This window comes from Hansschlegelia sp. (assembly GCF_035538955.1).
Lineage (GTDB): Bacteria > Pseudomonadota > Alphaproteobacteria > Rhizobiales > Methylopilaceae > Methylopila.
The window spans coordinates 212,419-237,795 of record NZ_DATLJK010000014.1; the positions used below are offsets into that span (position 1 = coordinate 212,419).

The 25,377-nt window shown below is 66.8% G+C and carries 26 protein-coding genes; 23 read left to right on the top strand and 3 right to left on the bottom strand.

The window, feature by feature from the left end; translation table 11 throughout:
• Nucleotides 1-24 precede the first annotated feature (24 nt).
• A complete protein-coding gene (locus VM780_RS10455) occupies nucleotides 25-2,106 on the bottom strand; it encodes a lytic transglycosylase domain-containing protein (RefSeq protein ID WP_325447212.1) in 2,082 nt (693 codons plus the stop codon).
• Between the two features lie 281 nt (nucleotides 2,107-2,387).
• Here VM780_RS10455 and dapA point away from each other — a divergent pair, with 281 nt between their 5' ends.
• Both dapA and smpB read left to right on the top strand, forming a co-directional pair.
• Nucleotides 2,388-3,320, top strand: a complete 933-nt coding sequence (gene dapA / locus VM780_RS10460) for a 4-hydroxy-tetrahydrodipicolinate synthase (protein WP_325447213.1) — start codon at nucleotides 2,388-2,390, stop codon at nucleotides 3,318-3,320.
• 13 nt (nucleotides 3,321-3,333) lie between these two features.
• On the top strand, nucleotides 3,334-3,810 hold the full coding sequence (smpB, locus tag VM780_RS10465) for an SsrA-binding protein SmpB (RefSeq protein WP_325447214.1): 477 nt from the start codon (nucleotides 3,334-3,336) through the stop codon (nucleotides 3,808-3,810).
• Nucleotides 3,811-3,846: 36 nt separating this feature from the next.
• Here smpB and VM780_RS10470 read toward each other — a convergent pair whose 3' ends face one another.
• On the bottom strand, nucleotides 3,847-4,512 hold the full coding sequence (locus VM780_RS10470; RefSeq protein ID WP_325447215.1) for a uracil-DNA glycosylase: 666 nt from the start codon (nucleotides 4,510-4,512) through the stop codon (nucleotides 3,847-3,849).
• Nucleotides 4,513-4,524: 12 nt separating this feature from the next.
• Nucleotides 4,525-5,112 carry an NYN domain-containing protein gene (locus VM780_RS10475; protein ID WP_325447216.1) on the bottom strand — a complete coding sequence of 196 codons (588 nt, stop codon included), beginning with the start codon at nucleotides 5,110-5,112 and terminating at the stop codon, nucleotides 4,525-4,527.
• Between the two features lie 173 nt (nucleotides 5,113-5,285).
• Here VM780_RS10475 and rpoZ point away from each other — a divergent pair, with 173 nt between their 5' ends.
• The 21 genes from rpoZ (at nucleotide 5,286) to VM780_RS10580 (ending at nucleotide 25,264) form a co-directional block, all read left to right on the top strand.
• A complete protein-coding gene (rpoZ, locus tag VM780_RS10480) occupies nucleotides 5,286-5,672 on the top strand; it encodes a DNA-directed RNA polymerase subunit omega (protein WP_325447217.1) in 387 nt (128 codons plus the stop codon).
• Between the two features lie 159 nt (nucleotides 5,673-5,831).
• Nucleotides 5,832-8,045, top strand: coding sequence for a bifunctional (p)ppGpp synthetase/guanosine-3',5'-bis(diphosphate) 3'-pyrophosphohydrolase (locus VM780_RS10485; protein ID WP_325447218.1), 2,214 nt, complete (start codon nucleotides 5,832-5,834; stop codon nucleotides 8,043-8,045).
• Nucleotides 8,046-8,071: 26 nt separating this feature from the next.
• Nucleotides 8,072-8,827: a pyridoxine 5'-phosphate synthase gene (locus VM780_RS10490; RefSeq protein WP_325447585.1), complete on the top strand. Its 756-nt coding sequence runs from the start codon at nucleotides 8,072-8,074 to the stop codon at nucleotides 8,825-8,827.
• A complete protein-coding gene (gene acpS / locus VM780_RS10495; RefSeq protein ID WP_325447219.1) occupies nucleotides 8,824-9,225 on the top strand; it encodes a holo-ACP synthase in 402 nt (133 codons plus the stop codon). Before VM780_RS10490 ends, acpS begins: the two co-directional genes overlap by 4 nt.
• Before the next feature lie 94 nt (nucleotides 9,226-9,319).
• Nucleotides 9,320-10,084 carry a signal peptidase I gene (lepB, locus tag VM780_RS10500; protein ID WP_325447220.1) on the top strand — a complete coding sequence of 255 codons (765 nt, stop codon included), beginning with the start codon at nucleotides 9,320-9,322 and terminating at the stop codon, nucleotides 10,082-10,084.
• A complete protein-coding gene (rnc, locus tag VM780_RS10505) occupies nucleotides 10,081-10,791 on the top strand; it encodes a ribonuclease III (protein ID WP_325447221.1) in 711 nt (236 codons plus the stop codon). Before lepB ends, rnc begins: the two co-directional genes overlap by 4 nt.
• On the top strand, nucleotides 10,788-11,717 hold the full coding sequence (gene era, locus VM780_RS10510) for a GTPase Era (protein ID WP_325447222.1): 930 nt from the start codon (nucleotides 10,788-10,790) through the stop codon (nucleotides 11,715-11,717). Before rnc ends, era begins: the two co-directional genes overlap by 4 nt.
• A gap of 159 nt (nucleotides 11,718-11,876) precedes the next feature.
• Complete coding sequence (locus VM780_RS10515; RefSeq protein ID WP_325447223.1) at nucleotides 11,877-13,700, top strand: potassium/proton antiporter; 1,824 nt, start codon at nucleotides 11,877-11,879, stop codon at nucleotides 13,698-13,700.
• Between the two features lie 34 nt (nucleotides 13,701-13,734).
• A complete protein-coding gene (locus VM780_RS10520; RefSeq protein ID WP_325447224.1) occupies nucleotides 13,735-14,046 on the top strand; it encodes a septum formation initiator family protein in 312 nt (103 codons plus the stop codon).
• Nucleotides 14,047-14,198: 152 nt separating this feature from the next.
• Nucleotides 14,199-15,281 carry a pyruvate dehydrogenase (acetyl-transferring) E1 component subunit alpha gene (gene pdhA, locus VM780_RS10525; RefSeq protein ID WP_325447225.1) on the top strand — a complete coding sequence of 361 codons (1,083 nt, stop codon included), beginning with the start codon at nucleotides 14,199-14,201 and terminating at the stop codon, nucleotides 15,279-15,281.
• A 67-nt stretch (nucleotides 15,282-15,348) separates the two neighbouring features.
• Nucleotides 15,349-16,857 (top strand): pyruvate dehydrogenase complex E1 component subunit beta, encoded by a 1,509-nt coding sequence (locus VM780_RS10530; RefSeq protein WP_325447226.1) that lies wholly within the window; start codon nucleotides 15,349-15,351, stop codon nucleotides 16,855-16,857.
• Nucleotides 16,854-17,531: a hypothetical protein gene (locus tag VM780_RS10535; protein ID WP_325447227.1), complete on the top strand. Its 678-nt coding sequence runs from the start codon at nucleotides 16,854-16,856 to the stop codon at nucleotides 17,529-17,531. Before VM780_RS10530 ends, VM780_RS10535 begins: the two co-directional genes overlap by 4 nt.
• 17 nt (nucleotides 17,532-17,548) lie before the next feature.
• The gene (locus VM780_RS10540; RefSeq protein ID WP_325447228.1) at nucleotides 17,549-18,151 is read left to right on the top strand and encodes a Uma2 family endonuclease; all 603 of its coding nucleotides are present in this window, start codon (nucleotides 17,549-17,551) and stop codon (nucleotides 18,149-18,151) included.
• A 6-nt stretch (nucleotides 18,152-18,157) separates the two neighbouring features.
• The gene (locus VM780_RS10545; RefSeq protein WP_325447229.1) at nucleotides 18,158-19,516 is read left to right on the top strand and encodes a pyruvate dehydrogenase complex dihydrolipoamide acetyltransferase; all 1,359 of its coding nucleotides are present in this window, start codon (nucleotides 18,158-18,160) and stop codon (nucleotides 19,514-19,516) included.
• A gap of 70 nt (nucleotides 19,517-19,586) precedes the next feature.
• The gene (locus tag VM780_RS10550; RefSeq protein WP_325447230.1) at nucleotides 19,587-19,967 is read left to right on the top strand and encodes a tautomerase family protein; all 381 of its coding nucleotides are present in this window, start codon (nucleotides 19,587-19,589) and stop codon (nucleotides 19,965-19,967) included.
• Nucleotides 19,967-20,578, top strand: coding sequence for a nucleoside 2-deoxyribosyltransferase (locus tag VM780_RS10555; protein ID WP_325447231.1), 612 nt, complete (start codon nucleotides 19,967-19,969; stop codon nucleotides 20,576-20,578). The genes VM780_RS10550 and VM780_RS10555 overlap by 1 nt, the downstream gene beginning before the upstream one ends.
• Complete coding sequence (gene lpdA, locus VM780_RS10560) at nucleotides 20,571-22,010, top strand: dihydrolipoyl dehydrogenase (RefSeq protein ID WP_325447232.1); 1,440 nt, start codon at nucleotides 20,571-20,573, stop codon at nucleotides 22,008-22,010. The genes VM780_RS10555 and lpdA overlap by 8 nt, the downstream gene beginning before the upstream one ends.
• Before the next feature lie 84 nt (nucleotides 22,011-22,094).
• The gene (locus VM780_RS10565) at nucleotides 22,095-22,352 is read left to right on the top strand and encodes a GlsB/YeaQ/YmgE family stress response membrane protein (protein ID WP_325447233.1); all 258 of its coding nucleotides are present in this window, start codon (nucleotides 22,095-22,097) and stop codon (nucleotides 22,350-22,352) included.
• A gap of 153 nt (nucleotides 22,353-22,505) precedes the next feature.
• A complete protein-coding gene (lipA, locus tag VM780_RS10570; RefSeq protein ID WP_325447234.1) occupies nucleotides 22,506-23,483 on the top strand; it encodes a lipoyl synthase in 978 nt (325 codons plus the stop codon).
• Between the two features lie 17 nt (nucleotides 23,484-23,500).
• A complete protein-coding gene (locus VM780_RS10575; RefSeq protein WP_325447235.1) occupies nucleotides 23,501-24,451 on the top strand; it encodes a nitronate monooxygenase family protein in 951 nt (316 codons plus the stop codon).
• A 165-nt stretch (nucleotides 24,452-24,616) separates the two neighbouring features.
• A complete protein-coding gene (locus VM780_RS10580; RefSeq protein WP_325447236.1) occupies nucleotides 24,617-25,264 on the top strand; it encodes an outer membrane protein in 648 nt (215 codons plus the stop codon).
• The last annotated feature ends 113 nt before the right edge of the window (nucleotides 25,265-25,377 follow it).

Below are 25,377 nucleotides of genomic sequence, written 5' to 3' on the forward strand. Positions count from 1 at the left end.
CTTTTTTTCGCGGCGACCTGAGAGCTAGCGGCCGGCCGTCTTGTCTCCGGCGCGCTGGCCGAGGTCGCGGTCGATCAAGAGCGCGGTGCGGCCATTGAGCCGCGTGCGATAGATCTGCGTGTTCTCCATCACCCGCTGCACGTAGTTGCGCGTCTCCGCGAACGGGATGCGCTCGACCCAGTCCACCGGGTCGGTGTCGGGACGGCGCGGATCGCCGTAACGCTGCACCCACTCGGTTACCCGGCTCGGTCCCGCATTGTAGGCGGCGAACACCATCGGGTAGCAGTCGTCGAAGTTGCGGGCGAGTTCCCCGAGATGCGCGGCGCCGAGCTGAGCGTTGAAGGCCGCATCGGCCGTCAGGCGCTTCGCGTCGAACGAAACGCCGGCCTTGCGGGCCGTCTTGGCTGCGGTGCTCGGCAGCAGCTGAAGCAGCCCGCGCGCATTGGCGTGGCTCACCGCCTTCGGGTTGAATGAGCTCTCCTGGCGCGCGATCGCGTGCACCACAGCTGTTTCGATCGAACCCTGAGCCGGCTGGAAGCGCGGAATGCCGCCGGTCGGATAGGCCAGAGCGTCGACCGCAAAGCCGCTGTTCAGGCCCGCCTTGCCCACCACGAGCGTCGCGCGGGGGTCCTTGTAGCGCTGGGTGAGGGCGCCGAGCAGCACGACCTCGCCGGGGCTCTTGAGATCGCTTGCGAGCGCCGCCACCAGCGGCAGGGCCAGTTCCTTCTCGTCGGCCCGGTAGAGCAGGTCGATGGCGCGGACCGACAGTCTCGCTCCGAAGGTGGCCCGGTCGGCGGTCGTCGGATTCGGCAGCGAACGGATCGGCAGATCCTGCAGTCCAAGCCGGGCGCGTGCGACCTGGCCATAATAGCTGGTGACGTAGCGGGAGGCCTTCTCATAGGCGACGCGCGCGGAGCGCATGTCGCCGAGAGCCTCGAGCGAGCGGCCCTGCCAGTACAAAGCCCGCGAGACCGTGCCGGGAATCGTCGCCTCGCCCAAAACCGCCGAGAAGTGGCGGTAAGCGGTCTTGCCGTCGCCCAAAGCGCGAAGCGCGATGAAGCCGGCGAGCATGTGCGACTCGACCTTGTCGCTGTCGGACGCCGGCTCGTCGCGGGTGAGGACCGCATAGGCGCCGCGGGCGTCGCCGGCGTCCAGCAGGTCGCGTGCGACGACGCGGCGCTCCACCGACCATGCATCGGGGTCGATCAGGGCGGCTCCGCCGCGCGGCGCCTTGGCGAGCGCCGACGCCGCCTCGCGAGGACGCTCGGCGCGCCGCTCGAATTTGGCGACCGCGAACAGATAGCCCGGATCGGAGCGTGCAGAGCTGGGCACCGCGGCAAGCGCCGCGGCGGCGCTCGGCAGCTTGCGAATGACGGCGGCGCGGGCCTTCGCGACTGCCAGATAGGCGCCGCCCGCGCGCGCAGCCGCCCGAAGCCCGGCGTCCACCTCGTCGGCCAGGAAACGCTTTTCGGCCCGGGCCCGATAATCAGCCGCGGTGAAGAACTTCGAGAACGCCGCATGCGCCTGCGCTTCCAGAGCGCCGCCCAGATCTTCGTTTCGCCACGCCTCGCGGGCGATTGAAGCGGCTGCCTCGTTGTTCCCGGCGGCGAGCAGGGCGCGCGCCAGGGCGAGCTTGCCCTCGGCGCGTTCGGGGCGGCCATTGGCGGCGAAGAAGCCCCGGACGGTCGCGGGCGCCACGTTCTCGAGCCACAGGGCCTCCTCGGCGCGCCGACGGACCCAGCTCGCCATCGGCCAATCGCGGTGCCCGCGATAGAACGCGTCGATCTGTGTGAAGCCGACCTGGCGCGACGCCAGCCGGATGCCGAGCCAGTCGAGAAGCGTGACCGCGCCAGGATCGCGAAGGGCGCTGCGCAGGGCTCTCGCGCCGGCGACGTCGCCGCGCTCGAACGCTGTGATGGCCGCGCGAATCTGCGCGACGTCGCCCGCCGAGACAGCCGCGCTCGGCGCCGCGCGAGAGCTGGCCGAGATCGCGCCGGTCGTGGTGGCGTCGTAGGCGACCACGATCTCCGCGGACGACAAGGTGGCGGCTGAGGTCGGATCGGCGTCGGCTTCGCCGGCGATCGAATTCGTTGCTGCGGCGAGCAAGCTGAGGACGGCGACTCCGCAACGGAGGGCGTTCAACGCAGACATGGCTCTCGGTTCGGGTTCGTGCGGGGGGCGGGGATCTGACGCCTCAGTTTCGCCCGGTGGGCTTTACGAAAAGCTAACCCAGACGCCTCGGCTCGCTGCGCCGCAGCGAACGTGAGCGGGCTTCCCGTTCGGGGTTTGCGCGAGTACAAGTCGGGGAACGTGACGACCTCAAGGCGTCGCGGCCCTCAATCGCGGACCCGCTCACGTCGCGGCGGATCCGGAGACGACGCTCAGCAATGACCCTCCCCATCTTTCACGGCTCCATCACCGCTCTCGTCACGCCCATGCTGGAGGATGGCTCGCTCGACGAGGCCTCGTTCCGCGCGCTGGTCGACTGGCAGATCGCGGAGGGCACGCATGGCCTCGTACCAATGGGCACGACCGGCGAAAGCCCGACCGTCACGCATGATGAGCACAATGACGTGGTGCGCTGGTGCGTGGAGGAGGCGAGGGGCCGCGTGCCGGTGATCGCGGGGGCCGGGTCGAATTCCACCAGGGAGGCCGTCTCGCTCGCGCAGCGGGCGGAGAAGGACGGCGCCGATGGGCTGCTGATCGTCACGCCGTACTACAACAAGCCGAGCCAGGACGGTCTCTACGCGCATTTCCGGGCGGTGGCGGAAGCCACCGGGCTGCCCGTGGTGATCTACAACATTCCCGGCCGCTCGGTCGTCGACATGTCGGTCGAGACCATGACGCGGCTCTACGAGCTGCCGAACATCGTCGGCGTCAAGGACGCGACCGCCAATGTGGCGCGGGTCAGCCTGCAGCGCGCGGCGATGGGGCCCGATTTCATCCAGCTCTCCGGCGAGGACGCCACCGCGCTCGGCTTCATGGCGCATGGCGGCCATGGCTGCATCTCGGTCGCCTCCAACGTCGCGCCGGGGCTGTGCGCCGCATTCCAGGAGGCCTGCATCGCCGGCGATTTCCGTTCCGCGCTGGCCTATCAGGACCGGCTGATGCCGCTTCATGTGGATCTGTTCTGCGAGACCAACCCCGGTCCGGCGAAGGTCGCGCTGGCGATGCTCGGCCGGTGCTCCGAGACGATGCGTCTTCCGATGGTCCCCTGCAGCGACACCGCGCGGACCAAGGTGCGCGCGGCGCTGCTGCACGCCGGGTTGATCTCCGCTGAAGAGACGGCTCTCGGCGTCAGGGCCGTCGCGGGCCGCTGAACGGCATCAGGCCATGAACGCCAAGGCGCCAAATCCTCGGTTCAAGATCGTCGCGGACAACCGCAAGGCGCGCCACAATTACGAGATCGGCGACACGATCGAGGCCGGCATCGCGCTGGTCGGCACGGAGGTGAAGTCGCTGCGCGGCGGCAAAGCGACGATCGGGGAGTCCTACGCCGGCGAGTACAATGGGGAGATGTATCTCTACAACGCCTACATCCCGGAGTACCTGCAGGCCAATCGCTTCAACCACGAGACCAAGCGGCCGCGAAAGCTGCTGCTGCACCGGAACCAGATCAACAAGCTGAGCGGCGCCGTCACCCGCGAGGGCATGACGGTCGTGCCGCTGAAGATCTATTTCGACGACCGCGGCCGCGCCAAGGTCGAGATCGCGCTCGCCCGCGGCAAGAAGCTCCACGACAAGCGCGAGGCCGACAAGGAGCGCACCTGGAACCGCGACAAGGCCCGTATCATGCGGGATAGAGGCTAGGCGCAGCGCCTTCGCGGACTGGGGCGGATTGGGTCGTCAGGCTGACGTCGCGCGGCCCAGATGGTCCGCGACCCGGGCGAACACCGCCTCGAACATCCCGGTCGTCAGCACCCCCGTGTTCGTGTTGTAGCGGGAGCAGTGATAGCTGTCGAAGAGGCGGAGCCGATCGAGCGCGTGTTCCGCGCCGTGGCCGAACGGCGCGTCCTTCAGCCTGATCTCGAGCGCACGGCAGACGCTATCATGCGCGATCCGACCCAGCGCCACCACCGCCGCGCCTTCAGGCAGGGCCTCAAGCTCCGGCTCCAGAAATGTGCGGCAGGTGCGGATTTCTGACGGCGCGGGCTTGTTCTGCGGCGGCACGCACCGGACGGCGTTGACGATCCGCGCATCGACCAGCCAGAGGCCGTCGTCGGGCCGAGCCTCGTATTCGCCCGCGGCGAAGCCGAACTTCAGAAGCGTTCCGTAGAGCAGCTCGCCCGCATAGTCGCCGGTGAAGGGCCGGCCTGTCCGGTTGGCGCCGCGCAGGCCGGGCGCGAGGCCGACGATCAGCAGCCGCGGCGCGGCCGGTCCGAAGGAGGGGACCGGCGCATTGTGCCACTCGGGAAAGGCGGCGCGCTGTTCGTCGCGGAACGCCGCCAGCCGCGGGCAGAGCGGACAATCGCGCGGCGGCGCAGGGGGCTCCGCCACGGCGGCGAGCGACACCAGAGCCGTCCGTCAGCTTTGAGGCGTGGCGTCGACCGGGGCCTGGCGGCGGGCCTCACGCGCGACGCGCTCGGCCGGATCACGCCCGATTTTCGCAGCGAGGTCGGCGAGATCGAGGAAGTGGTCGGCGCGCCGGCGGAGATCGTCGGCGATCATCGCCGGCTGCGTGGTCACGGTCGAGACGACGGTCACCCGCACGCCGCGCCGCTGCATCGCCGCGACCAATGGGGTGAAGTCGCCGTCGCCCGAGAACAGCACCATGTGATCGAGTTTCTCGGCGAGCTCGAGCGCGTCGATGGCGAGCTCGATGTCGAGATTGCCCTTCACCTTCCGCCGCCCTTGGGAGTCCGTGAACTCCTTGGTGGGCTTGGTCACGACCGTATAGCCGTTGTAGTCGAGCCAATCGATCAGCGGACGGATCGTCGAGACCTCGAGGTCCTCCGCCAGCGCCGTGTAGTAGTAGGCGCGGATCAGATACCCGCGGCCCTGGAACTCGCGCAGCAGCCGACGAAAATCGATGTCGAAGCCGACGCCGCGCGCTGTCGCGTAGAGGTTGGCGCCGTCGATGAAAAGGCCGAGACGCTCATCGGAATAGAACATGTGAGAAACGGTCTTTCGTGAGGTCCTGAAGAAGCGCGCCGCCTCGCCTTGCCGCCCCGGGGGCGGGACCCGGGCGAAGCGCGCACAGCCGCATGGTCCTTGCCATGGGAACGGCCGCGCGGTAAAGACCGCCTTCATCCCCTTCAAATGGCAACGAGAGGAGCGACGGTCCGATGGCCCGCGTCACTGTCGAGGATTGTATCGACAAGGTCGAGAATCGCTTCGATCTGGTCCTGCTCGCCGGTCATCGCGCCCGGCTCATTTCAGCCGGTCAGCCGATCACGATCGATCGCGACAACGACAAGAATCCTGTCGTCGCGCTGCGCGAGATCGCCGAGGAGACCGTTGCGCCTGACGATCTGCGCGAGGATCTGATCCATTCGCTGCAGAAATATGTCGAGGTCGACGAGCCCGAGGCGGAAGTGGTTCCGGCGCTCGCCGGCACCGCCGGGCAGCCCGCCGACGACGGCAACATCGCATTCGATCGCATGACCGAAGAGGATCTGCTACGCGGCCTCGAGGGCCTCGTGCCGCCGGCGGAGACCGAAGACGAGGAGTAAGTCCCGGCTTCTAAGCGACCATCTCGAAGCGCCGCCGCGGATCTCCGCGCGCGGCGTTTTTGTATCTTGGCCCAGAATTCTTGTGCGCTGCGGCGGCGGCCACGATATTCCGGGCGTCCGCGCGCGTCGCGCGACGTCACTTTCGGCGGCCCTCGCCCCATGATGCGGCAATACGAGCTCGTCGAGCGCGTCAAGGCGTACAATCCCAACGCCGACGAGGCGCTCCTGAACCGCGCCTACGTCTACGCCATGAAGGCGCACGGCGCGCAGACCCGCGCCTCCGGGGATCCGTACTTCTCCCATCCCCTTGAGGTCGCCGCGATCCTGACGGATCTCAGGCTCGACGACGCCACCATCGTGGCGGCGCTGCTCCACGACACGATCGAGGACACCGACGCCACCCGGGACGAGATCGACGCGCTGTTCGGGCCCCAGATCGGCGAACTGGTCGAGGGACTGACCAAGCTCAAGCGGCTCGATCTGGTCACCAAGGAAGCCGCCCAGGCGGAGAATCTGCGGCGGCTCCTGCTCGCGATCGCGGCGGATGTGCGGGTGCTGCTCGTCAAGCTCGCCGACCGGCTGCACAATCTGCGCACGCTGCACTTCGTGCCGCCCGAGAAGCGCGCCCGGATCGCCCAGGAGACGCTCGACATCTACGCGCCGCTCGCCGCCCGCATGGGCATGCAGGGGCTGCGCGAAGAGCTCGAAGACATCTGTTTCCGGACGCTCTTTCCGGACGCCTACGAGACGATCCTCGGCCGTCTGAACCGGCTGGCTGAGCGCAACCTCGACGCCATCGCCGGCATCCAGCAGGAGTTCGAGGTCAGGTTCGAAGCGCTCGGCATCAAGGCGAAGATCAGCGGACGTTCCAAGAAGCCCTATTCGATCTGGCGGAAGATGGAGCGCAAGTCGGTCGCCTTCGAGCAGCTTTCCGACATTTTCGGGTTCCGCGTCGTGGTCGGGGACGTGCCGGACTGCTACCGCGCGCTTGGCGCGCTGCACTCCGGCTGGCCGACGGTGCCGGGGCGGTTCAAGGATTACATCTCGACGCCGAAGGCGAACGACTACCGCTCGATCCACACCACGATCGTTGGGCCGGGGCATCAGCGCGTCGAACTGCAGATCCGCACCGAGGCGATGCAGCGCCTCGCGGAATACGGCATCGCCGCGCACGCGCTTTACAAGGACGGATCGGCGTCCGAGCCCGACGGCTTTGCGCGCGAAAGCCGCGCCTATGGCTGGCTCCGTCGGACCGTGGAGTTGCTCGCTGAGGGCGACAACCCCGAGGAATTTCTCGAGCACACCAAGCTCGAGCTGTTCAACGATCAGGTGTTCTGCTTCACGCCGAAGGGACGCCTGATCGCGCTGCCGCGCGGCGCGACGCCGATCGACTTCGCCTATGCGGTGCACACCAACGTCGGCAATGAGTGCGTCGGCTGCAAAGTGAACGGCCGCAGCGAATCCCTCGTCACGCCGCTGAACAATGGCGACGAAGTGGAGATCATCCGCTCCGAGGCGCAGGTGCCGCCGGCCGCATGGGAATCGATCGTCGTCACCGGAAAGGCGCGCTCCGCGATCCGCCGCGCCACGAGATCCGCCGTGCGGGCGCAATATGCCGGACTTGGGCGTCAGATCGTGCAACGCGCCTTCGAGCGCGCCGGCAAGCCTTTCGCCGAGGACCGCCTGAAGGCGTTTCTGCACCGGCTTGCGCGCAACTCGGTCGAGGACGTGCTTGCCGCGGTCGGCCGCGGCGAGATGCACTCGATCGACGTGGTGCGGGCCGTGCACCCCGACGTCAAGGACGACCGATCCCAGACGTCCCATGGCGTGGTCGCGCCCGAAAGCGGCTGGTTCGGGCTCGATCACGCGGGCGCCCTTCGCTTCAAGGCGCCTGGGGGAGAGCCGGGCGACGGAACCTTGCCCTCGCTGCCGATCCGCGGACTGCGTGGCGACCTGCCGGTGCGGTTCGCGCCTGACGGCGGCGCGGTCCCGGGCGACCGCATCGTCGGGATCCTGGATCCGGGGCAGGGGATCACGATCTATCCGATCCAGTCGCCGGCGCTGAAGGCGTTCGACGATCAGCCGGAACGCTGGCTCGACGTTCGGTGGGACGTCGATTTCGCCAAGCGCGAACGCTTCCCGGTGCGCATCAAGGTGACCTCGATCAACGAGCCGGGGTCGCTGGCGCTGATCTCCGGCATCATCAGCAATTACGAAGCCAATATCGACGACGTCAGGATGCTCTCGCGCTCGCCCGATTTCCATGAGATCCGGTTCGACCTCGGCGTGTTCGACGCCAAGCATCTGGGCGCGATCATCTCGGATCTCAGACAGGCGCCGGTCGTCAGCGACGTCGAACGGGTCAACGGCTGAGCGTCGCTCGGGATCGAAGGGACATGATGGCTGGTCAGGTGAGACTCGGGGTCAACATCGATCATGTGGCGACCGTGCGGAACGCCCGCGGTGGCGCGCATCCTGATCCGGTGCGGCTGGCGCGGCTCGCCGCCGACGCCGGCGCGGACGGGATCACGGCGCATCTGCGGGAGGATCGCCGTCACATCCGGGACGCCGATATCGAGCGCATTCGCGCGGAGATCGACCGCCCGCTGAACCTCGAAATGGCCGCGACCGCAGAAATGCTCGCGATCGCGCTCAAGGTGAGGCCGAACGCAGCCTGCCTCGTCCCGGAGAAGCGGCAGGAGCGGACGACCGAAGGCGGTCTCGACGTCGTCGGACAGCGCGCGCAGCTCGCTCCCGTGGTGGAGCGGCTTGGCGGCGCGGGGGTGCGGGTCTCGTTGTTCGTCGAGCCTGACGCCGCGGCTCTTGACGCCGCCGCGGATCTCGGGGCGGCGATCGTCGAGCTCCATACCGGGTCCTGGTGCGAAGCGCTGGCGGCCGGCGACGCCGGCCGTGCGGCTCTGGAGTTCGACCGGCTCGCCAGCGGCGCGGCGCGCGCCGCACAGCTGGGGCTCGAGGTCCATGCCGGCCACGGCCTCGACTATGCAAGCGCCGAGACGATCGCGGGCTTGGCCGAAATCGCCGAACTAAACATCGGCCATTTTCTTATTGGCGAGGCGCTGGCGGTGGGGCTGCCGGAGACCATTCGGACCATGAAGGCCGCGATCGCGCGCGGCAGGCGGAAGGCGGCGGCATGATACTCGGGATCGGAAACGACCTCTGCGACGTCCGCCGGATCGAGCGGACGCTCGAGCGGTTCGGCGACCGTTTTCTGCAGAGGGTGTTCACGGACGTCGAGCGGAAGCGCGCTTTCGCCAAGGGCGCGCCGGCCGCCACGCTCGCGAAGCGCTTCGCGGCCAAGGAAGCCTGCGCCAAGGCGCTCGGCACCGGTTTTCGCAATGGCACCTTCTGGCGTGACATGGGCGTGGTCAATCTGCCGTCCGGCCGTCCGACGCTGGCGCTGACCGGCGGCGCCAGAGAACACCTCGAGAAGATGACGCCGCCGGGCTATGAGGCGCGCATCGATCTCACCCTTACCGACGAGGAGCCGCTCGCAGCTGCGGTCGTCGTCATCAGCGCGACCCCGAGACCGTGACCGGCGCAGCCGCGCGCCTTGATTGCCACTCAGCGCGGCGGGGTCTATCACGCCTTCGCGCCGCGGGACGGCGTGCGCTTCGAACAGGACGGCGATGAGCGTGACGACTGAAAAGAAGCAGGCCGCCGAGGGCGGCTTCGCCGAAATCGTCAAGATCTGCGCGCAAGCGCTGCTGATCGCAGTCGTGATCAGGACGCTGATCTTCCAGCCCTTCAACATCCCGTCAGGATCGATGGAGGACACGCTGCTGGTCGGCGACTACCTGTTCGTGAACAAGTTCGCCTACGGCTACAGCCATCACTCGCTGCCGTTCAGCCCGCCGATTTTTTCGGGACGGGTGTTCGAGGCGCTTCCCAAGCGCGGCGACGTCGCCGTGTTCAAGGTGTGGGTGCCGCAGGACGGCTGGACCGACTACATCAAGCGCGTGATCGGCTTGCCCGGCGATCGGATCCAGATGATCGACGGCGTGCTCAACATCAACGGCAAACCGGTTCCGAAGGTGCGGCTGCCGCAAGACTACATAGAAGGCGAGGGCGGCGCCGCCCGTCGGATCCCGCGGTACCGCGAGACGCTCGACAATGGCGTGTCCTACGAGGTCCTCGACATGGACCCCAACGGCTTCCTGGACAACACGCCGGTCTACGAGGTTCCGCCGGGGCACCTGTTCATGATGGGCGACAACCGCGACAACTCGACCGACAGCCGCGTGCAGTCCGCGGTCGGCTATGTGCCGGTCGAAAACCTGGTCGGCCGCGCCGAAATCCTGTTCTTCTCGGTCGAACGCGGCGAGCACGCCTGGGCCTTCTGGAAGTGGCCGTGGAGCGTGCGCTGGTCGCGGATCGGAACGCTGCTCGAATGAAGCGGGCGGCCGTCGCGCGCCAGGAGCTCGAAGCGCGTCTCGGACACGTCTTCGCCGATCCGACGCTCCTCGAACGCGCGCTGACCCATATCAGCGCGGCCAAATCGTCGGAGGGGCGGCTCGGCAGCTACCAGCGGCTCGAGTTCCTCGGCGATCGGGTGCTCGGCCTCGCCATCTCGGGGATGTTGATCGCCGAGTTTCCGAAGGCCGACGAAGGCGAGCTCTCGCGGCGTCTGGCTGAACTCGTGCGGGCGGAGGCGTGCGCCGAAGTCGCCGAGGCGATGAACCTCGCGTCGCACATCCGCCTCGGGCAGGGGGAGGCGAGTTCCGGCGGCCGCAAGAAGATCGCTATCCTGTCCGACGTCTGCGAAGCTGTCATCGGCGCCGTCCACCTCGACGGCGGGTACGAGCCGGCGGCCGCGTTGGTCGACCGGTTCTGGCGACCGCGCATGCTGGCCCCCCGGCGTCCGCTCCGCGACCCGAAGACCGAACTGCAGGAATGGGTGCAGGGACGAGGATTGGCGACGCCCTGTTACCGGGAGATCGAGCGCTCCGGTCCGGACCACAACCCGCAGTTCCGCGTCGCGGTAGCCGTCGAGGGGCTCTCGGAGGCGGAAGGCGAGGGTCCGTCGAAGCGGATCGCCGAACAGGCCGCCGCACGGGCGCTGCTCGTCAAGGAAGGCAAGCTGGCGAGGAATGCCGAATGAGTGACGATCAGAGCCCGCAGGGCGAGGAGGGCCGGACGCGCTGCGGCTTTGTCGCCCTGGTCGGCGCGCCGAACGCCGGCAAGTCCACCCTCGTGAACCAGCTGGTCGGGACCAAGGTCTCAATCGTCAGCCACAAGGTGCAGACGACGCGCGCGCTCGTGCGCGGCCTGGTGATCGAGAACGGCGCGCAGATCGTGTTCGTCGACACCCCGGGCATCTTCCCGCCGAAGCGGCGGCTCGATCGCGCGATGGTCAGCACGGCATGGAGCGGCGCGACCGACGCCGACGTGATCGCGCTGCTGATCGACGCGCGCAAAGGGCTCGATGAGGGCAACCTTGCCATCCTCGACAAGCTCGCCGAGGCGCCGCGGCGAAAAATCCTGCTGCTCAACAAGATCGACACGGTCCGCCGCGAGTCTCTGCTTGCCGTTGCGCAGGAGGCGGCGGCGCGGGTCGGCTTCGACCGAGTCTTCATGATTTCGGCGCTGACCGGCGACGGCGTGCGCGACGTGGTGGCCTATCTGGCGGACGAGATGCCCGCCGGCCCCTGGCTCTATCCGGCCGACGACGTCTCGGACCTTCCGCTGCGCGTTCTCGCCGCCGAGATCACCCGTGAGAAGCTGTTCGCTCGGCTGCACGACGAACTGCCTTACGCCTCCACGGTCGAGACCGAGAAATGGGAGACGCGCAAGGACGGCTCCGTGCGGATCGAACAAACGATCTATGTCGAGCGCGAAACCCAGAAGCGCATCGTGATCGGCAAGGGCGGCCAGACCGTGAAGCAGATCTCGACCGAAGCGCGGAAGGAGATCTCCGAGATCATCGAGGCCGAGGCTCACCTGTTCCTGTTCGTCAAGGTGAGGGAGAACTGGGCCGACGATCCGGAGCGCTACCGCGAGATGGGGCTCGATTTCCCCAAGGCGTGACGGCTGACGGCTTAAAAGCCGGCGCGGAGCGCGTCACCGCCTTGATCTCGCAGCAATCGTCGGTGAAATTTCCGTCTTCCATCTGAGGCTTCGGCGCTCGGACGACGTCTGCGGCGCGCAGACGCCCGACGCGTCGCGCCGCGAGCTATGTCGGGGGACATGGACAACATCACCGTCGTCAACGCGATTCTGCTGTTCGGCTCCGCGCTGATGCTGGTCGGTATCCTGTCCTCGCTGGTCGCCTCCCGCTTCGGCGCCCCGCTGCTCCTTGTGTTCCTCGTTATCGGGATGCTCACCGGCCAGGACGGCCCGGGCGGCGTCGCGTTCGACAACTACCGGCTGACCTATCTGATCGGCTCGCTCGCGCTCGCGATCATCCTGTTCGACGGCGGCCTTCGCACGCGCCTCTCACATATTTCGGGCGCCGTCGCGCCAGCCGTGATGCTGGCGACCCTCGGGGTCGTGCTCACCGCGGGGATCGTGGGCTCTTTTGCAGCCTGGATGCTCAACCTCACCTGGCTCGAAGGACTGCTGGTCGGCGCCACCGTGGCCTCGACAGACGCCGCGGCCGTGTTCTTCCTGATCAGGTCCAGCGGTCTTCAGCTGCAGCGGCGGGTCAATGCGACACTCGAGATCGAGTCGAGCACCAACGATCCGATCGCCGTCTTTCTCACCGTCATGCTGGTCGGGCTGGTCTCGGCGGGAGGCGGCGAGGGCGGTCTGTCGATCTTTGGCCATTTCCTCCAGGAGGCCGTGATCGGCGCCGCCGCCGGCGTCGCGGGCGGTTTCGCGCTCGCCTTCGTGCTGAACAAGGTGGAGCTTCCGTCGGGCCTTCATCCGCTGTTCGTGGTGGCGAGCGCCGTCGCGCTGTTCTCGCTCGCCGCGGTGCTGCACGGCTCAGGCTTCCTTGCGGTCTACCTTGCGGGGATCGTGGTCGGGAACCGCCAGGTGCGCGCGCTGCCGAGCATCATTGCGTTCCACGACACCGTAACCTGGCTCTGCCAGATCGTCATGTTCATCGTGCTCGGAATGCTGGTGACGCCGTCGCAGCTGTTGCCGGCCGTGCCGTCCGCGGTGGCGATCGCGGTGGTGCTGATCTTCGTCGGTCGCCCGGCGGCCGTGGCCGCATGCCTGGCGCCGTTCGGCTTTTCCCGGAAGGAGATCACCTTCGTCGGCTGGGTCGGCCTGCGCGGCGCGGTTTCGATCTTCCTGGCGGCGATCCCGACGCTCGCGCAGGTTCCGAACGCGCAGGTCTACTTCAACATCTCCTTCGTGGTGGTGATCATCTCGTTGGTCGTCCAAGGCTGGACGATCACGCCGCTCGCGCGCCGCCTGAACCTCGCGGTTCGCCAGACGCCCCGCGCCGTCAACAGGGTCGAGATCGATCTCCCCGGTCAGCTGGCGCAGGAGATGGTCGGCTACGCCGTGACGCCGAACTGCCCGATCCTGGCGCGCGACTCGATCCCCCGCTGGGCGCGGCCCATCATGGTCGTCCGCGCGAACGAGATCCTCGATCCGGCCGAGGCGGGGAGTCTGAAACCAGGCGATTACGGCTACTTTCTCGCCGCGCCCGAGCGGGTCGCGGAGCTTGACGGGCTGTTCGCGTCGACCGAGGCGGGCCGCGCGCGGCCTGCGCTCGGCGAATTCCCGCTTCGGGGCGACGCGGCGCTCGCCACCCTCGCCGAGCTCTACGGCCTTCAGGTTCCTCCCGAGGAGCGCGACCGGACGGTGGCGGATTTCTTCGCGAGCCGATTCGAGAGCCGGCCGGCGCTCGGCGACGTGGCCGAGTTCGGACCCGCGACGCTCATCGTCCGCGGCCTGGACGACGACCGCGTGATCCGGGCCGGGCTCAGGCTTGAGGACGAGGGCGAACCCTCCGTCTCACTGACGCCCGGCGCCGAAGGCGAACCGCTGACCGGCCGCAGGGCCGCGCTCGGGCGTCTGGCGTCGCGGCTCCGCGACAGACTGAAACGCGCCGCGTAACGGATCGGAAACCATGACAGGCTATTCTCGCGGCATGATCGTCCGCACCCGTTGGCGCATGGCCGCCGCACAGCTCACCCTGTGGATCGTCGCCGCAGGCGCGGTCAGCTATTTCGGGCAACAGGCCTACGCCGGCGCCCACGGGCTGATCGCGAGCCGGTCGACCGAGATTGAGGTGCAGCAGCTGACCGCGGAACTTGTCGCGGTGAAGGCCGACCGCGCCGCAATCGAGCACCGCATCGACCTGCTCAGCACCGATCGGCTCGATCCGGACCTGCTGGACGAACGGGCGCGCGCGGACCTCGGCTGGTTGCGGCCCGACGATCGCGTGATCCGCCCGCACTGACCTGATCCGGCGAATTCCGCCTGCCCCCTTGCTACTTTCGTCGATCATCTGTCAGATCGGAGATGGAAGCCGCTCGCGCGGACGCGTCTCGCCTTCGTCGTGCCCGCGCGCTAGCTTCCTCAGAAAATAAGAGGAAAAAGCCAGGGACCCGGATGGCAGCCACAGCCGCCAAGAAGCAGCCGTCGAAACGCGCCAGCGCGTCGCCGGCCTCAAAGTCCGCGACGCCGGCAAAGTCGGCGAAGTCAGAAAGCGGCGGCGACGCCGCCGGCGTAGCGCCGTTCTCGAAGGAGCAGGAGCTCCACGCGCATCGCGAGATGCTGCTGATCCGTCGCTTCGAGGAGAAGGCCGGCCAGCTCTACGGCATGGGTCTGATCGGAGGCTTCTGTCACCTCTATATCGGCCAGGAAGCCGTCGTGATCGGGATGCAGATGGCGCTGACGCCGGGCGACCAGGTGATCACCGGCTATCGCGACCATGGCCACATGCTCGCCTGCGAGATGGACCCGAAGGGCGTGATGGCGGAGCTCACGGGCCGCCGCGGGGGCTACTCCAAGGGCAAGGGCGGCTCCATGCACATGTTCAGCGTGGAGAAGCAGTTTTACGGCGGTCACGGCATCGTCGCCGCACAGGTGTCGCTCGGCACCGGGCTCGCCTTCGCCAACAAATACCGCAAGAACGGCAAGGTGACGCTCGCCTATTTTGGCGACGGCGCGACCAATCAGGGGCAGGTCTACGAGAGCTTCAACATGGCGAAGCTCTGGAAGCTGCCGGTCGTCTACGTCATCGAGAACAACAAATACGGCATGGGCACCTCGGTCGAGCGCGCCTCTTCGACGACCAACCTGTCCCATCGCGGCGCGAGCTTCGACATCCCGGGCGAACAGGTCGACGGCATGGACGTGCGTGCGGTGAAGGCCGCGGGCGACCGGGCCGTGAAACACGCGCGTGAGGGCAACGGCCCCTATATCCTCGAGATGGTGACCTACCGCTATCGCGGCCACTCCATGTCGGACCCGGCGAAGTACCGGTCCAAGGAGGAGGTCCAGAAGATGCGGGAGACGCACGATCCCATCGAGCAGATCCGCAAGCGGCTGATCGAGAACGGCCAGGCGACCGAGGATGAGCTCAAGGCCGTCGACAAGGAGGTGCGGGACATCGTGAACGCCGCCGCGGAGTTCGCGAGTTCCGACCCGGAGCCCGATCCGTCAGAGCTCTGGACCGACGTCCTGCGCTGACCGGCAGGCCGCCCCCGCGGGGGCGGCCGATGAAAAGAAGACTTGAAAGAAAGAGAGACGCGCCCCGATGCCGATCGAAGTCCTCATGCCGGCGCTTTCGCCGACCATGGAGGCGGGCAAGCTCGCCAAATGGTTGAAGAAGGAGGGCGACGCGGTGAAGTCCGGCGACGTGATCGCCGAGATCGAGACCGACAAGGCCACGATGGAGGTCGAGGCGGTCGATGAGGGCACGCTTGGCAAGATTCTGATCGACGAAGGCGCCGAGGACGTAAAGGTCAACACGCCGATCGCGCTGCTCCTCGGCGACGGCGAAGACGCGAGCGCCTTGAACGGCGGCGCAAAGCAGGCGGGATCGGGCGAGAAGCAGCAGAAGGCGGACGCCGCGCCTCCCGCCGAGGGGCCGACGTCCGGCGGAGAGGCGGCCGCGAAAGCCGCCGAAGAGGGAGCCGCGAAGGACGAGGCCGGCGGCAAGCAGCCGCCGCAGGAGGCGAAGGCGACGGGTTCGGCGGCCGCCGCTCCGCCCCAGCCCGAGGCTGCGCCGGAGCCTGACGTTCCTGAGGGGACGGAGATGGCGACGATCACCGTCCGCGAGGCGTTGCGCGACGCAATGGCCGAAGAGATGCGGGCCGATGACCGCGTGTTCCTGATGGGGGAAGAAGTCGCCGAATACCAAGGGGCCTACAAGGTGAGCCAAGGCCTTCTGGACGAGTTCGGCGCCGAACGGGTGATCGATACGCCGATCACGGAGCACGGCTTTGCGGGCGTCGGCGTTGGCGCCGCGCTGGCCGGCCTGAAGCCGATCGTCGAGTTCATGACGTTCAACTTCGCCATGCAGGCGATGGACCAGATCATCAACTCGGCCGCCAAGACGAATTACATGTCGGGCGGCCAGATGAGCTGCTCGATCGTGTTCCGCGGGCCTAACGGAGCCGCGGCGCGCGTCGCCGCCCAGCACAGCCAGGACTACTCGGCCTGGTACTCGAGCGTTCCCGGCCTGATCGTGGTTGCCCCCTATACGGCCGCCGACTTCAAGGGGCTGCTCAAGGCCGCAATCCGCAACGAAAACCCTGTCGTCTTCCTCGAGAACGAGATTCTGTACGGCCAGTCCTTCCCAGTGCCGAAGCTCGACGACTACGTCGTGCCGCTCGGCAAGGCGAAGGTCGCCCGTCCGGGCAAGGACGTGACGATCGTCGCCTGGTCGATCGGCATGACCTACGCGCTGAAAGCCGCCGAGGAACTCGCCAAACAAGGCATTGAGGCGGAAGTCATCGACCTACGGACGCTGCGGCCGATGGACACCGACACGATCATCGAGTCGGTCAAGAAGACCGGACGCTGCGTGACGGTCGAGGAGGGGTGGGCGCAGTCGGGCGTCGGCGCCGAGGTGGCGGCCAGAGTCATGGAGCGCGCGTTCGACTGGCTCGACGCGCCGGTGACGCGGGTCTCCGGCAAGGATGTCCCGATGCCATATGCGGCCAACCTCGAGAAACTCGCGCTGCCGAGCGTGGCTGAGGTGGTCGAGGCCGCGAAGGCGGTCTGCTACCGGTCCAGGTTTAGGACGGGCCTGGGCACATGACGATAGACGTTAAAGAAGTGTTCAGAGATCTGCCAGTCGAACCACTTGCTGCTATAGGTATAGTCTTTGAAAGACTGGACGGTTATTTACGTAAAGATGATTCTGACAGCGAGTATAGAGCTGCGGTAAACTTAATAAGGCGCTTCATCGAAGCTGCTGAATTGAAGATTAGTGTTGAGCTAGGAGTGAATACTCCGTGGAAAGATGATTATTATGAAATTAAAAATAACTACCACGCCCTAATCGTCGAGAATTATGTGGGCCGCATTGAGTCGGAGTCGATCGATGAAATTAGGCAGTGGAAAGAATCTTCTGATACCGAGGAGTTCGGTTTCGCGCGCTTTAGCAACGATGAGCGGGAGAAAGTTTTTTCTCACATCGAGAAGATCAGGGTTTTAATAACGAGCTCTGGTTTAAGTGAGAAGAAGAAAGCAAAATTACTTGATCGTCTCGGCGATCTGCATGACGAGGCAATGCAGGAAAAGACCCGCACCGAAAGGTTTTTTGCTTTTATGGGCGACATGGCGTTTGTAGTAGGTGATATGGCCGAGAAGGCGAAGCCTGCCATTAGCGAGGTAAAGGACATCCTGCGGATAGTTATGGGTAGCCGGGCGAGAAATGAAGGCGTCGTGCTTCCTGCGCCAGATGATCTTCCGCAGTTGCCGACATCTTGAGTTGAGTGGTCAGCCCTATGAGCGCCGATCCGGCCCTGCGCCGCGCCACCTACGCCGACCTCGAAGCGGTTCCGTCGCATCTCGTGGCGGAGATCGTCGACGGCGTGCTGGAGACGCATCCGCGGCCGTCGCCGCGCCACGGGGCGGCCGCTTCTGGTCTCGGAGCCGAACTGAGCGGCCCGTTCCAACGTGGTCGCGGGGGGCCAGGGGGCTGGATTTTCCTTGTTGAACCCGAACTGCATCTCGGTTCGGATGTCGTCGTTCCTGACCTGGCCGGGTGGCGGCGCGAGCGGCTGTCGGCTGAGCCTGACACGGCTTTCATCGAGGTCGCTCCCGATTGGGTCTGCGAAATCGTCTCGCCTTCGACCGAGCGACTGGACCGCGGTCCGAAGCGGCGGATCTACGCTAACGCTGGCGTCGGACACCTTTGGCTTCTTGATCCCCGCGCCCGCGTCCTCGAAGCGTTCGCCAACGCCGCCGGGCAGTGGCTCCTGCTCGCCACCTTCGAGCCCGGCGAAGAAGTTCGAGTCGCGCCGTTTGACGCTGTCGGCTTTCCGCTCGACGCGCTGTTTCCGTTCGACGAGCCGCAGCCGCCACAGACGCCTTCCGCAGAGGCCTGACGCCCGATGCCCACCAACATCCTGATGCCCGCGCTCTCGCCGACCATGGAGAAGGGCAACCTCGCCAAGTGGCTCGTGAAGGAGGGCGACGAGGTCAAGTCGGGCGACGTGATCGCGGAGATCGAAACCGACAAGGCGACGATGGAGGTCGAGGCGGTCGACGAGGGCCGGATCGGCAAGATCGTGGTGCCGGAAGGCGCCTCGGACGTCGCCGTGAACGAGCCGATCGCGATACTGCTCACCGAGGGCGAGGACGACAGCGCGCTGAACGAGGCTTCAGCGCCTCAAGCCAAAGCCGCGCCGGAGCCGGCGAAGACCGAAGAGCCGAAGCCGGCGGAGCCTCGGCCTTCGGAGGCGAGGCAGGACGAGACGCCGAAGGCGGAGCCGACGGCCGGCAAGCCCTCGAGCCCGGTCGCGAACGGCCAAGACAAGGGCGAGCGCGTCTTCGCGTCGCCGCTCGCACGGCGGCTCGCGAAGGAAGCAGGCCTCGACCTGAAGGCGCTGTCCGGCTCCGGACCGCATGGCCGCATCATCAAGGCCGATATCGAGGAGGCGAAAGGCGCCGGCGGGGGCAAGGCCGCGCCTGCACAGGAAGCCCGCGGGAGCGCCCCGGGCCCGACGCCTGCCTCCGACGAAGCGATCCGCAAGCTGTTCCCGGAGGGCTCCTACGAAGAAGTCCCGCATGACGGCATGCGCAAGACCATTGCGCGCCGCATGACGGAGGCGCGTCAGACCGTGCCGCAGTTCTACGTCACGGTGGACTGCCGGATCGACGACCTGCTGGCGCTTCGCGAACAGGTCAACGCCGCTGCGCCCGAGAAGGACGGCAAGCCGGCGTGGAAGGTCTCGGTCAACGACATCGTGGTGAAGGCGCTCGGCGTCGCGCTCTCGCGGGTGCCGGACGCCAACGTCACCTGGACTGAGGGCGCATTGCTGCGCCACAAGCACGCAGACGTCGGCGTCGCGGTCGCGCTGCCAAACAATGGCCTGATCACGCCAATCATCCGCGCCGTCGAAACCAAGACGCTGTCGACGATCGCGAAAGAGATGAAGGACCTCACGGCGCGCGCCCGCGACCGGAAGCTGAAGCCGGAGGAGTATCAGGGCGGCACGACGGCGGTGTCCAATCTCGGCATGTACGGCGTCAAGGATTTCACGGCGGTGATCAATCCGCCCCACTCAACCATTCTGGCGGTGGGCGCCGGTGAGAAGCGCGCCGTGGTGGTAGGCTCCGAGATCAAAGTCGCGACCGTGATGAGCATCACGCTGTCCTGCGACCACCGCGCGGTCGATGGCGCGCTCGGCGCGACCCTGGTGGCCGAAATCAAGAAACTGATCGAAAAGCCGATCGCGATGCTGGCGTGAGTCGATCGTCTCTTCCTTTTGAGGAGAAGAAACGGCGCCGCATCGCAGATCCTCACGGCAAGGAAAACCAATGCCTCTGGTCCGCATCTCGCTCCTCAAAGGCCGCAACGAGGCGCACAAGCGCGCGATGGCGGAGAGCGTCTACGAGGCGCTGCGGGAAGCTTTCAACGTGCCGGAGAACGACAAATTCGTGGTGATCCACGAGCATGACAAATCCGAGTTCGTCTACGCAGCGAGCTATCTCGACGTCGCTCATGACGATGATCTGGTGATCGTGCAGATCACCGCGAACGAAGGTCGTTCGACCGAGATGAAGCAGGCGCTCTACCGCAACATCGCCGAGCGGCTCGAGATGAGCGCAGGCGTGAAGCCGAACAACGTCGTCATCAACCTCGTTGAGGTGAAGAAGGAGAACTGGTCCTTCGGCGACGGCGTCGCGCAGTACGTGTAATGATGAAGGCCTATCTCGCCGGGCCAGAGGTCTTCCTGCCGGATCCGTCGGCCTTGGCGGCGCGGAAGAAGGCGATCTGCCGGCGCTATGGGTTCGAAGGGCTCGATCCTTGCGAGAACGACCTCACGCCGGAACCATCGCCGTCCCCCGCCTCGCTGTTCGCCGGGAACCTGCGGATGGTCGAGGCTTGCGACGTCGTCGTGGCCAACCTCACGCCGTTTCGCGGCCCGAGCGGAGACATCGGCGTGGCGTTCGAGGTTGGCGTCGCCTTCGCCATGGGGAAGCCGGTCTTCGGCTACTCGAATGATCCGCGCGTTCTGCGCGACAGAGTCTTGCAGAACCCGTCAGAGGCGGTCGGCTCCGGGCGACCGTTCCACACCGACGGACTGGCGGTCGAGGATTTCGGTCTCCCTGAGAACCTGATGCTGTCGGAGGCGGTTCGCTCCTCGGGCGGCATTTTCGTCCGCGGCGAGCCGGGGCCGGCGCTGCCGCTGACCGATCTGAGGGTCTTCGAGTCCTGCGTCGCCGAAGCGGCGCGCATTTTGGTCAACCGGAGAGGCCCCACAGGGATCCTCGCAGAGAACCGACAGGCGGCGCGAAGCCATGGCTGAACCCTACGACGTGCTCATCATCGGCGGCGGGCCCGGCGGCTATGTGGCGGCCATTCGTTCCGCTCAGCTGGGCTTCCGAACGGCGGTGGTGGAGCGCGAGCACCTGGGCGGCATCTGTCTGAACTGGGGCTGTATTCCGACCAAGGCGCTGCTGCGCTCGGCGGAGATCTATCACTACTTCCAGCACCCCGACGCTTACGGGCTGACCGCGGAAAAGATCGGCTTCGACATCGCCGCCGTCGTCAAGCGTTCGCGCGGCGTCTCCGCCCAGCTCAACGGCGGCGTCGGCTTCCTGATGAAGAAGAACAAGATCGACGTCATCTGGGGCGAGGCGACGATCGTCAGGCCCGGCGAGGTCAGGGTCGTTCCGCCGAAGAAATCCGTGCAGGGCCCGCCGGCGCCGGCGCCGAAGGGCGCGTTCGGGGAGGGGACCTATCAGGCGAAGAACATCATCGTGTCGACCGGCGCCCGGCCACGCGCTTTGCCGGGCCTCGAACCCGACGGGAAACTCGTCTGGACCTATTTTGAGGCCATGGTTCCGGACGTCATGCCGAAGTCGCTGCTGGTGATCGGCTCCGGCGCGATCGGGATCGAGTTCGCCAGCTTCTACCGCACCATGGGCGCGGAGGTGACGGTCGTCGAGGTGCTGCCGCAGATCCTGCCGGTCGAGGACGAAGAGATCGCCGCCCACGCCCGCAAGCGTTTTGAGAAGCAGGGCGTCCGTATTCTGACCGGCGCGAAGGTCGCCAAGCTCGACAAGGGCACGAACGAGGTGACGGCGACGGTCGAGCTCGGCGGCGGCAAGACCGAGACGATCAAGGCCGAACGCGTGATCTCAGCCGTGGGCGTTGTCGGCAACATCGAGAATCTCGGCCTGGAGGCGCTCGGCGTGAAGACCGAGCGCGGGATCATCGTGACCGACGGGCTCGGCCGCACCAGCGTGAAGGGGATCTTCGCCATCGGCGACGTCGCAGGGCCGCCGATGCTCGCCCACAAGGCCGAGCATGAGGGCGTCATCTGCGTCGAGGGCATCAAAGGGCTGCCGGTCCATCCGATGGACAAGGCCAGGATTCCTGGATGCACCTACTGCAACCCGCAGGTCGCCTCGGTGGGATTGACCGAGAAGAGCGCCAAGGAGAAGGGACGCAAGATCAAGGTCGGCCGCTTCCCGTTCAGCGGCAACGGCAAGGCGATCGCGCTCGGTGAGCCCGAAGGCCTGGTCAAGACGATCTTCGACGCCGAGACGGGCGAACTGCTGGGGGCCCACATGGTCGGCGCGGAAGTGACCGAACTCATCCAGGGCTTCGTCATCGCCATGAATCTGGAGACGACGGAAGAAGAGCTGATGCATGCGGTGTTTCCGCATCCGACGCTCTCCGAGATGATGCACGAGAGCGTCCTCGACGCCTATGGCCGGGTGATACACACCTGAGATACGGGTTTTTCCGCACAGGAGCGGAACCCTCCTGCCTCAACCCGGTTTCCTTCCGGTGGAACATGCAGGGGAGTCTGCTTCATGGAAGGCGTCGGCTGGATTATGGCGATCATTCTCGGCGGCATCGCCGGCTGGATCGCGGAACAGATCATGAAATCCGACATGGGGGTGATGATGAACATCATCCTCGGCATCGTGGGTGCGCTGGTCCTGAACGCCATCCTCAAGATGCTCGGCGTAATCCCGCCCGAGGGCTGGATCTGGCAGTCCGTCATCGCCGTGATCGGAGCGTGCCTGTTGATCTGGATCTGGCGGATGGTTCGCGGACGGACCGCCTGACCGGCGTTTTGCGGAGGTCTGGCGCGCGTCGTCGCGCCGCCGGGCGCATCGACGGCGCCCTCGTGATGGCCTAGGTTTGAGGGAGAGCGGGCGAGCGTCGGCTCTCCCTTTTTCTTTGCCGCCGTGAGCGGCGAGCAGGACACGCAGCGAGCCATGGTCACGGTGCTCGACCGCACCAGCGGCGCCCCGCGCCCCCGCCACCCGGAGAAGGCCAACCGCCCGGAAAGCGAGGCGCTGCGCAAGCCGGCCTGGATCAGGGTTCGCGCGCCGACCTCACCGATTTACCGCGAGACGCAGGACGTGGTGCGGGCGAACAAGCTTGTCACGGTCTGCGAAGAGGCGGGTTGCCCGAACATCGGCGAGTGCTGGTCGAAGAAGCACGCGACCTTCATGATCCTCGGCGACACGTGCACGCGCGCCTGTGCGTTCTGCAATGTGCGGACCGGAATGCCGGAAGCCGTCGATGCGGCGGAGCCGGATCGGGTGGCGGATGCCGTAGCGAAACTCGGCCTCCATCATGTCGTGATCACGTCGGTCGACCGGGACGACCTTCCGGACGGCGGCGCGCGCCATTTCGCCGAGGTGATCGGAGCGATCCGGTCCGCGAGTCCGGGCACGACCATCGAGGTGCTGACCCCGGATTTCCTGCGGAAGGCGGGGGCGCTCGAGATCGTCGTCGAGGCGCGCCCGGACGTGTTCAACCACAATCTCGAATGCGTGCCGTCGCTTTATCTGACGGTCCGGCCCGGTGCGCGCTACTTCCATTCGCTCCGGCTGCTCCAGCGCGCCAAGGAGCTCGACCCGACGATCTTCACCAAGTCCGGCATCATGGTCGGCCTCGGCGAGGAGCGGAACGAGGTGCTCCAGCTGATGGACGATCTGCGTTCGGCCGAAGTCGACTTCCTCACGATCGGCCAATATCTCCAGCCAACGCGACGCCACCACCGGGTCGAGCGCTTCGTTCCCCCCGACGAGTTCGCCTCCTATGAGACGATCGCCTATGCGAAGGGTTTCCTGATGGTCGCCGCCAGCCCGTTGACGCGCTCTTCGCACCATGCCGGCGAGGATTTCGAGAAGCTCCGCGCTGCGCGAGCCGCCACACGGACGGGACCCGCGATCGCGGCCGAGTAAGCGGGCCGGGTCCGGCGATGCCGCTTCCCGACATCTTGCGGGGCAGGCTTGCGCTGCCAGTCATCGGCGCGCCGATGTTCATCGTGTCCGGGCCGGACCTCGTGATCGCGCAATGCAAGGCCGGCGTGGTCGGCGCATTCCCGGCGCTGAACGCGCGTCCCGCCCAGATGCTTGATTCCTGGCTTACGCGGATCGAGCGAGAGCTTTCCGAATTCGCCGCGGCCAATCCTGAGCTGCCGGTCGCGCCCTACGCCGTCAACCAGATCGTCCATGCGTCCAACGCCCGGCTGGCGGACGACATGCGGGTTTGCGAGGCGCATCGCGCGCCGATCGTCATCACGTCGCTCAGGCCGCCGGACGAGGTGGTGGCGGCGGTTCACGGCTGGGGCGGGATCGTACTGCATGACGTGATCTCGGTGCGGCACGCCGAGAAAGCCGTGGCGGCGGGAGTGGACGGTCTGATCCTCGTTTGCGCAGGCGCAGGCGGCCACGCCGGCGCGTTGAGCCCGTTCGCGTTGCTCCAGGAGGTCCGCGCCTTCTATGACGGGCCGATCGCTCTCTCGGGCGCCATCGCGAGCGGGGCTGCGATTCTCGCCGCGCAGGCGCTCGGCGCTGACCTCGCCTATATCGGCACCCGGTTCATCGCCACGGCCGAAGCCGACGCGGATCTTCGCTACAAGCAGATGCTGATCGACGGCGCCGCCGCCGACATCGTCTACACGCCGTTCTTTACCGGCGTCGCCGGCAACTACCTGAGGTCCTCGATCGCGGCGGCCGGCCTTGATCCGGAGCATCTCGCCCCCCGCGACAAGAGCCGCATGGACTTCGCGACATCCGCCAAGGCTTGGCGCGACATCTGGGGCGCGGGGCAAGGCCTCGGCGCGATCGACGACGCGCCGGCAGTTGATTCACTCGTGCGGCGGCTTTCGTCAGAATATGTGGCGGCGAAAAGGCGGCTCTGCGGCTAGTAGATGTCGCAATCCCGAGGCATTCGCGGGAGATCAGTTGCAGAAAATCCTCACGCCGCCAGGAAGACCAGAATGGCTGTCGACAACGACGCGCGAGGAGGTCATTTAGCCATCACCGCGCGCCGCCGTCGGGGGTTCGCGTTCAAACTGGTGATTGGGTAAAAAATGATCCGCAATATCGTTCTCGGCGCGGCCTCTGTGGCGGCGCTGACCTTCGCGTCGGCTGCGTTCGCGGCCGATCTTCCGGCTTACGAGCCGGCTCCCGCAGTGGCGGCTCCGGTGGTGCCGTCCTTCAGCTGGACCGGACCCTATGTCGGCGTCCAGGGCGGCTACAGCTGGGGCGACACCAACATTCCGGGCGTCAAGCCGAAGGGCTTCGTCCTCGGCGGCTACGCGGGCTACAACTACCAGTTCGACAATTCGCCGGTCGTGGTGGGTGTCGAGACCGACCTCAACTATGCCGACATCGACGACAAGTCGGGCGGCGTGAAGGCCACGACCCGCTGGAACGGCGCGACCCGCGCCCGCGTCGGCTACGCGTTCGACCACTTCCTGGTCTACGGCGCCGGCGGTCTCGCCTATGCGGACCGCAAGGTTCGCGTCGCGGGCTTCGGCAAGGACAGCAAGACGGCGGTCGGCTGGACGGTCGGCGGCGGCCTTGAGTACGCCGCGACCGACAATGTCTCGGTCCGGGCCGACTACCGTTACGCCGACTACGGCAAGGACACGTTCCGCGCCGGCGGCGGCCGCGGCCGGGCCGACTATGACGAGCATCGCGTGATGGCCGGCGTCGCCTACAAGTTCGGCTGGTAAGCTTTTCGTCTACTCGAAATGAAGAGCCCGGGCGCTGGCGCGTCCGGGCTCTTTTTCGTTCAGGCGACGAGGCGCCGGTTGGTCAGACGATCTCCGCTGCGCGCACGCTGAAG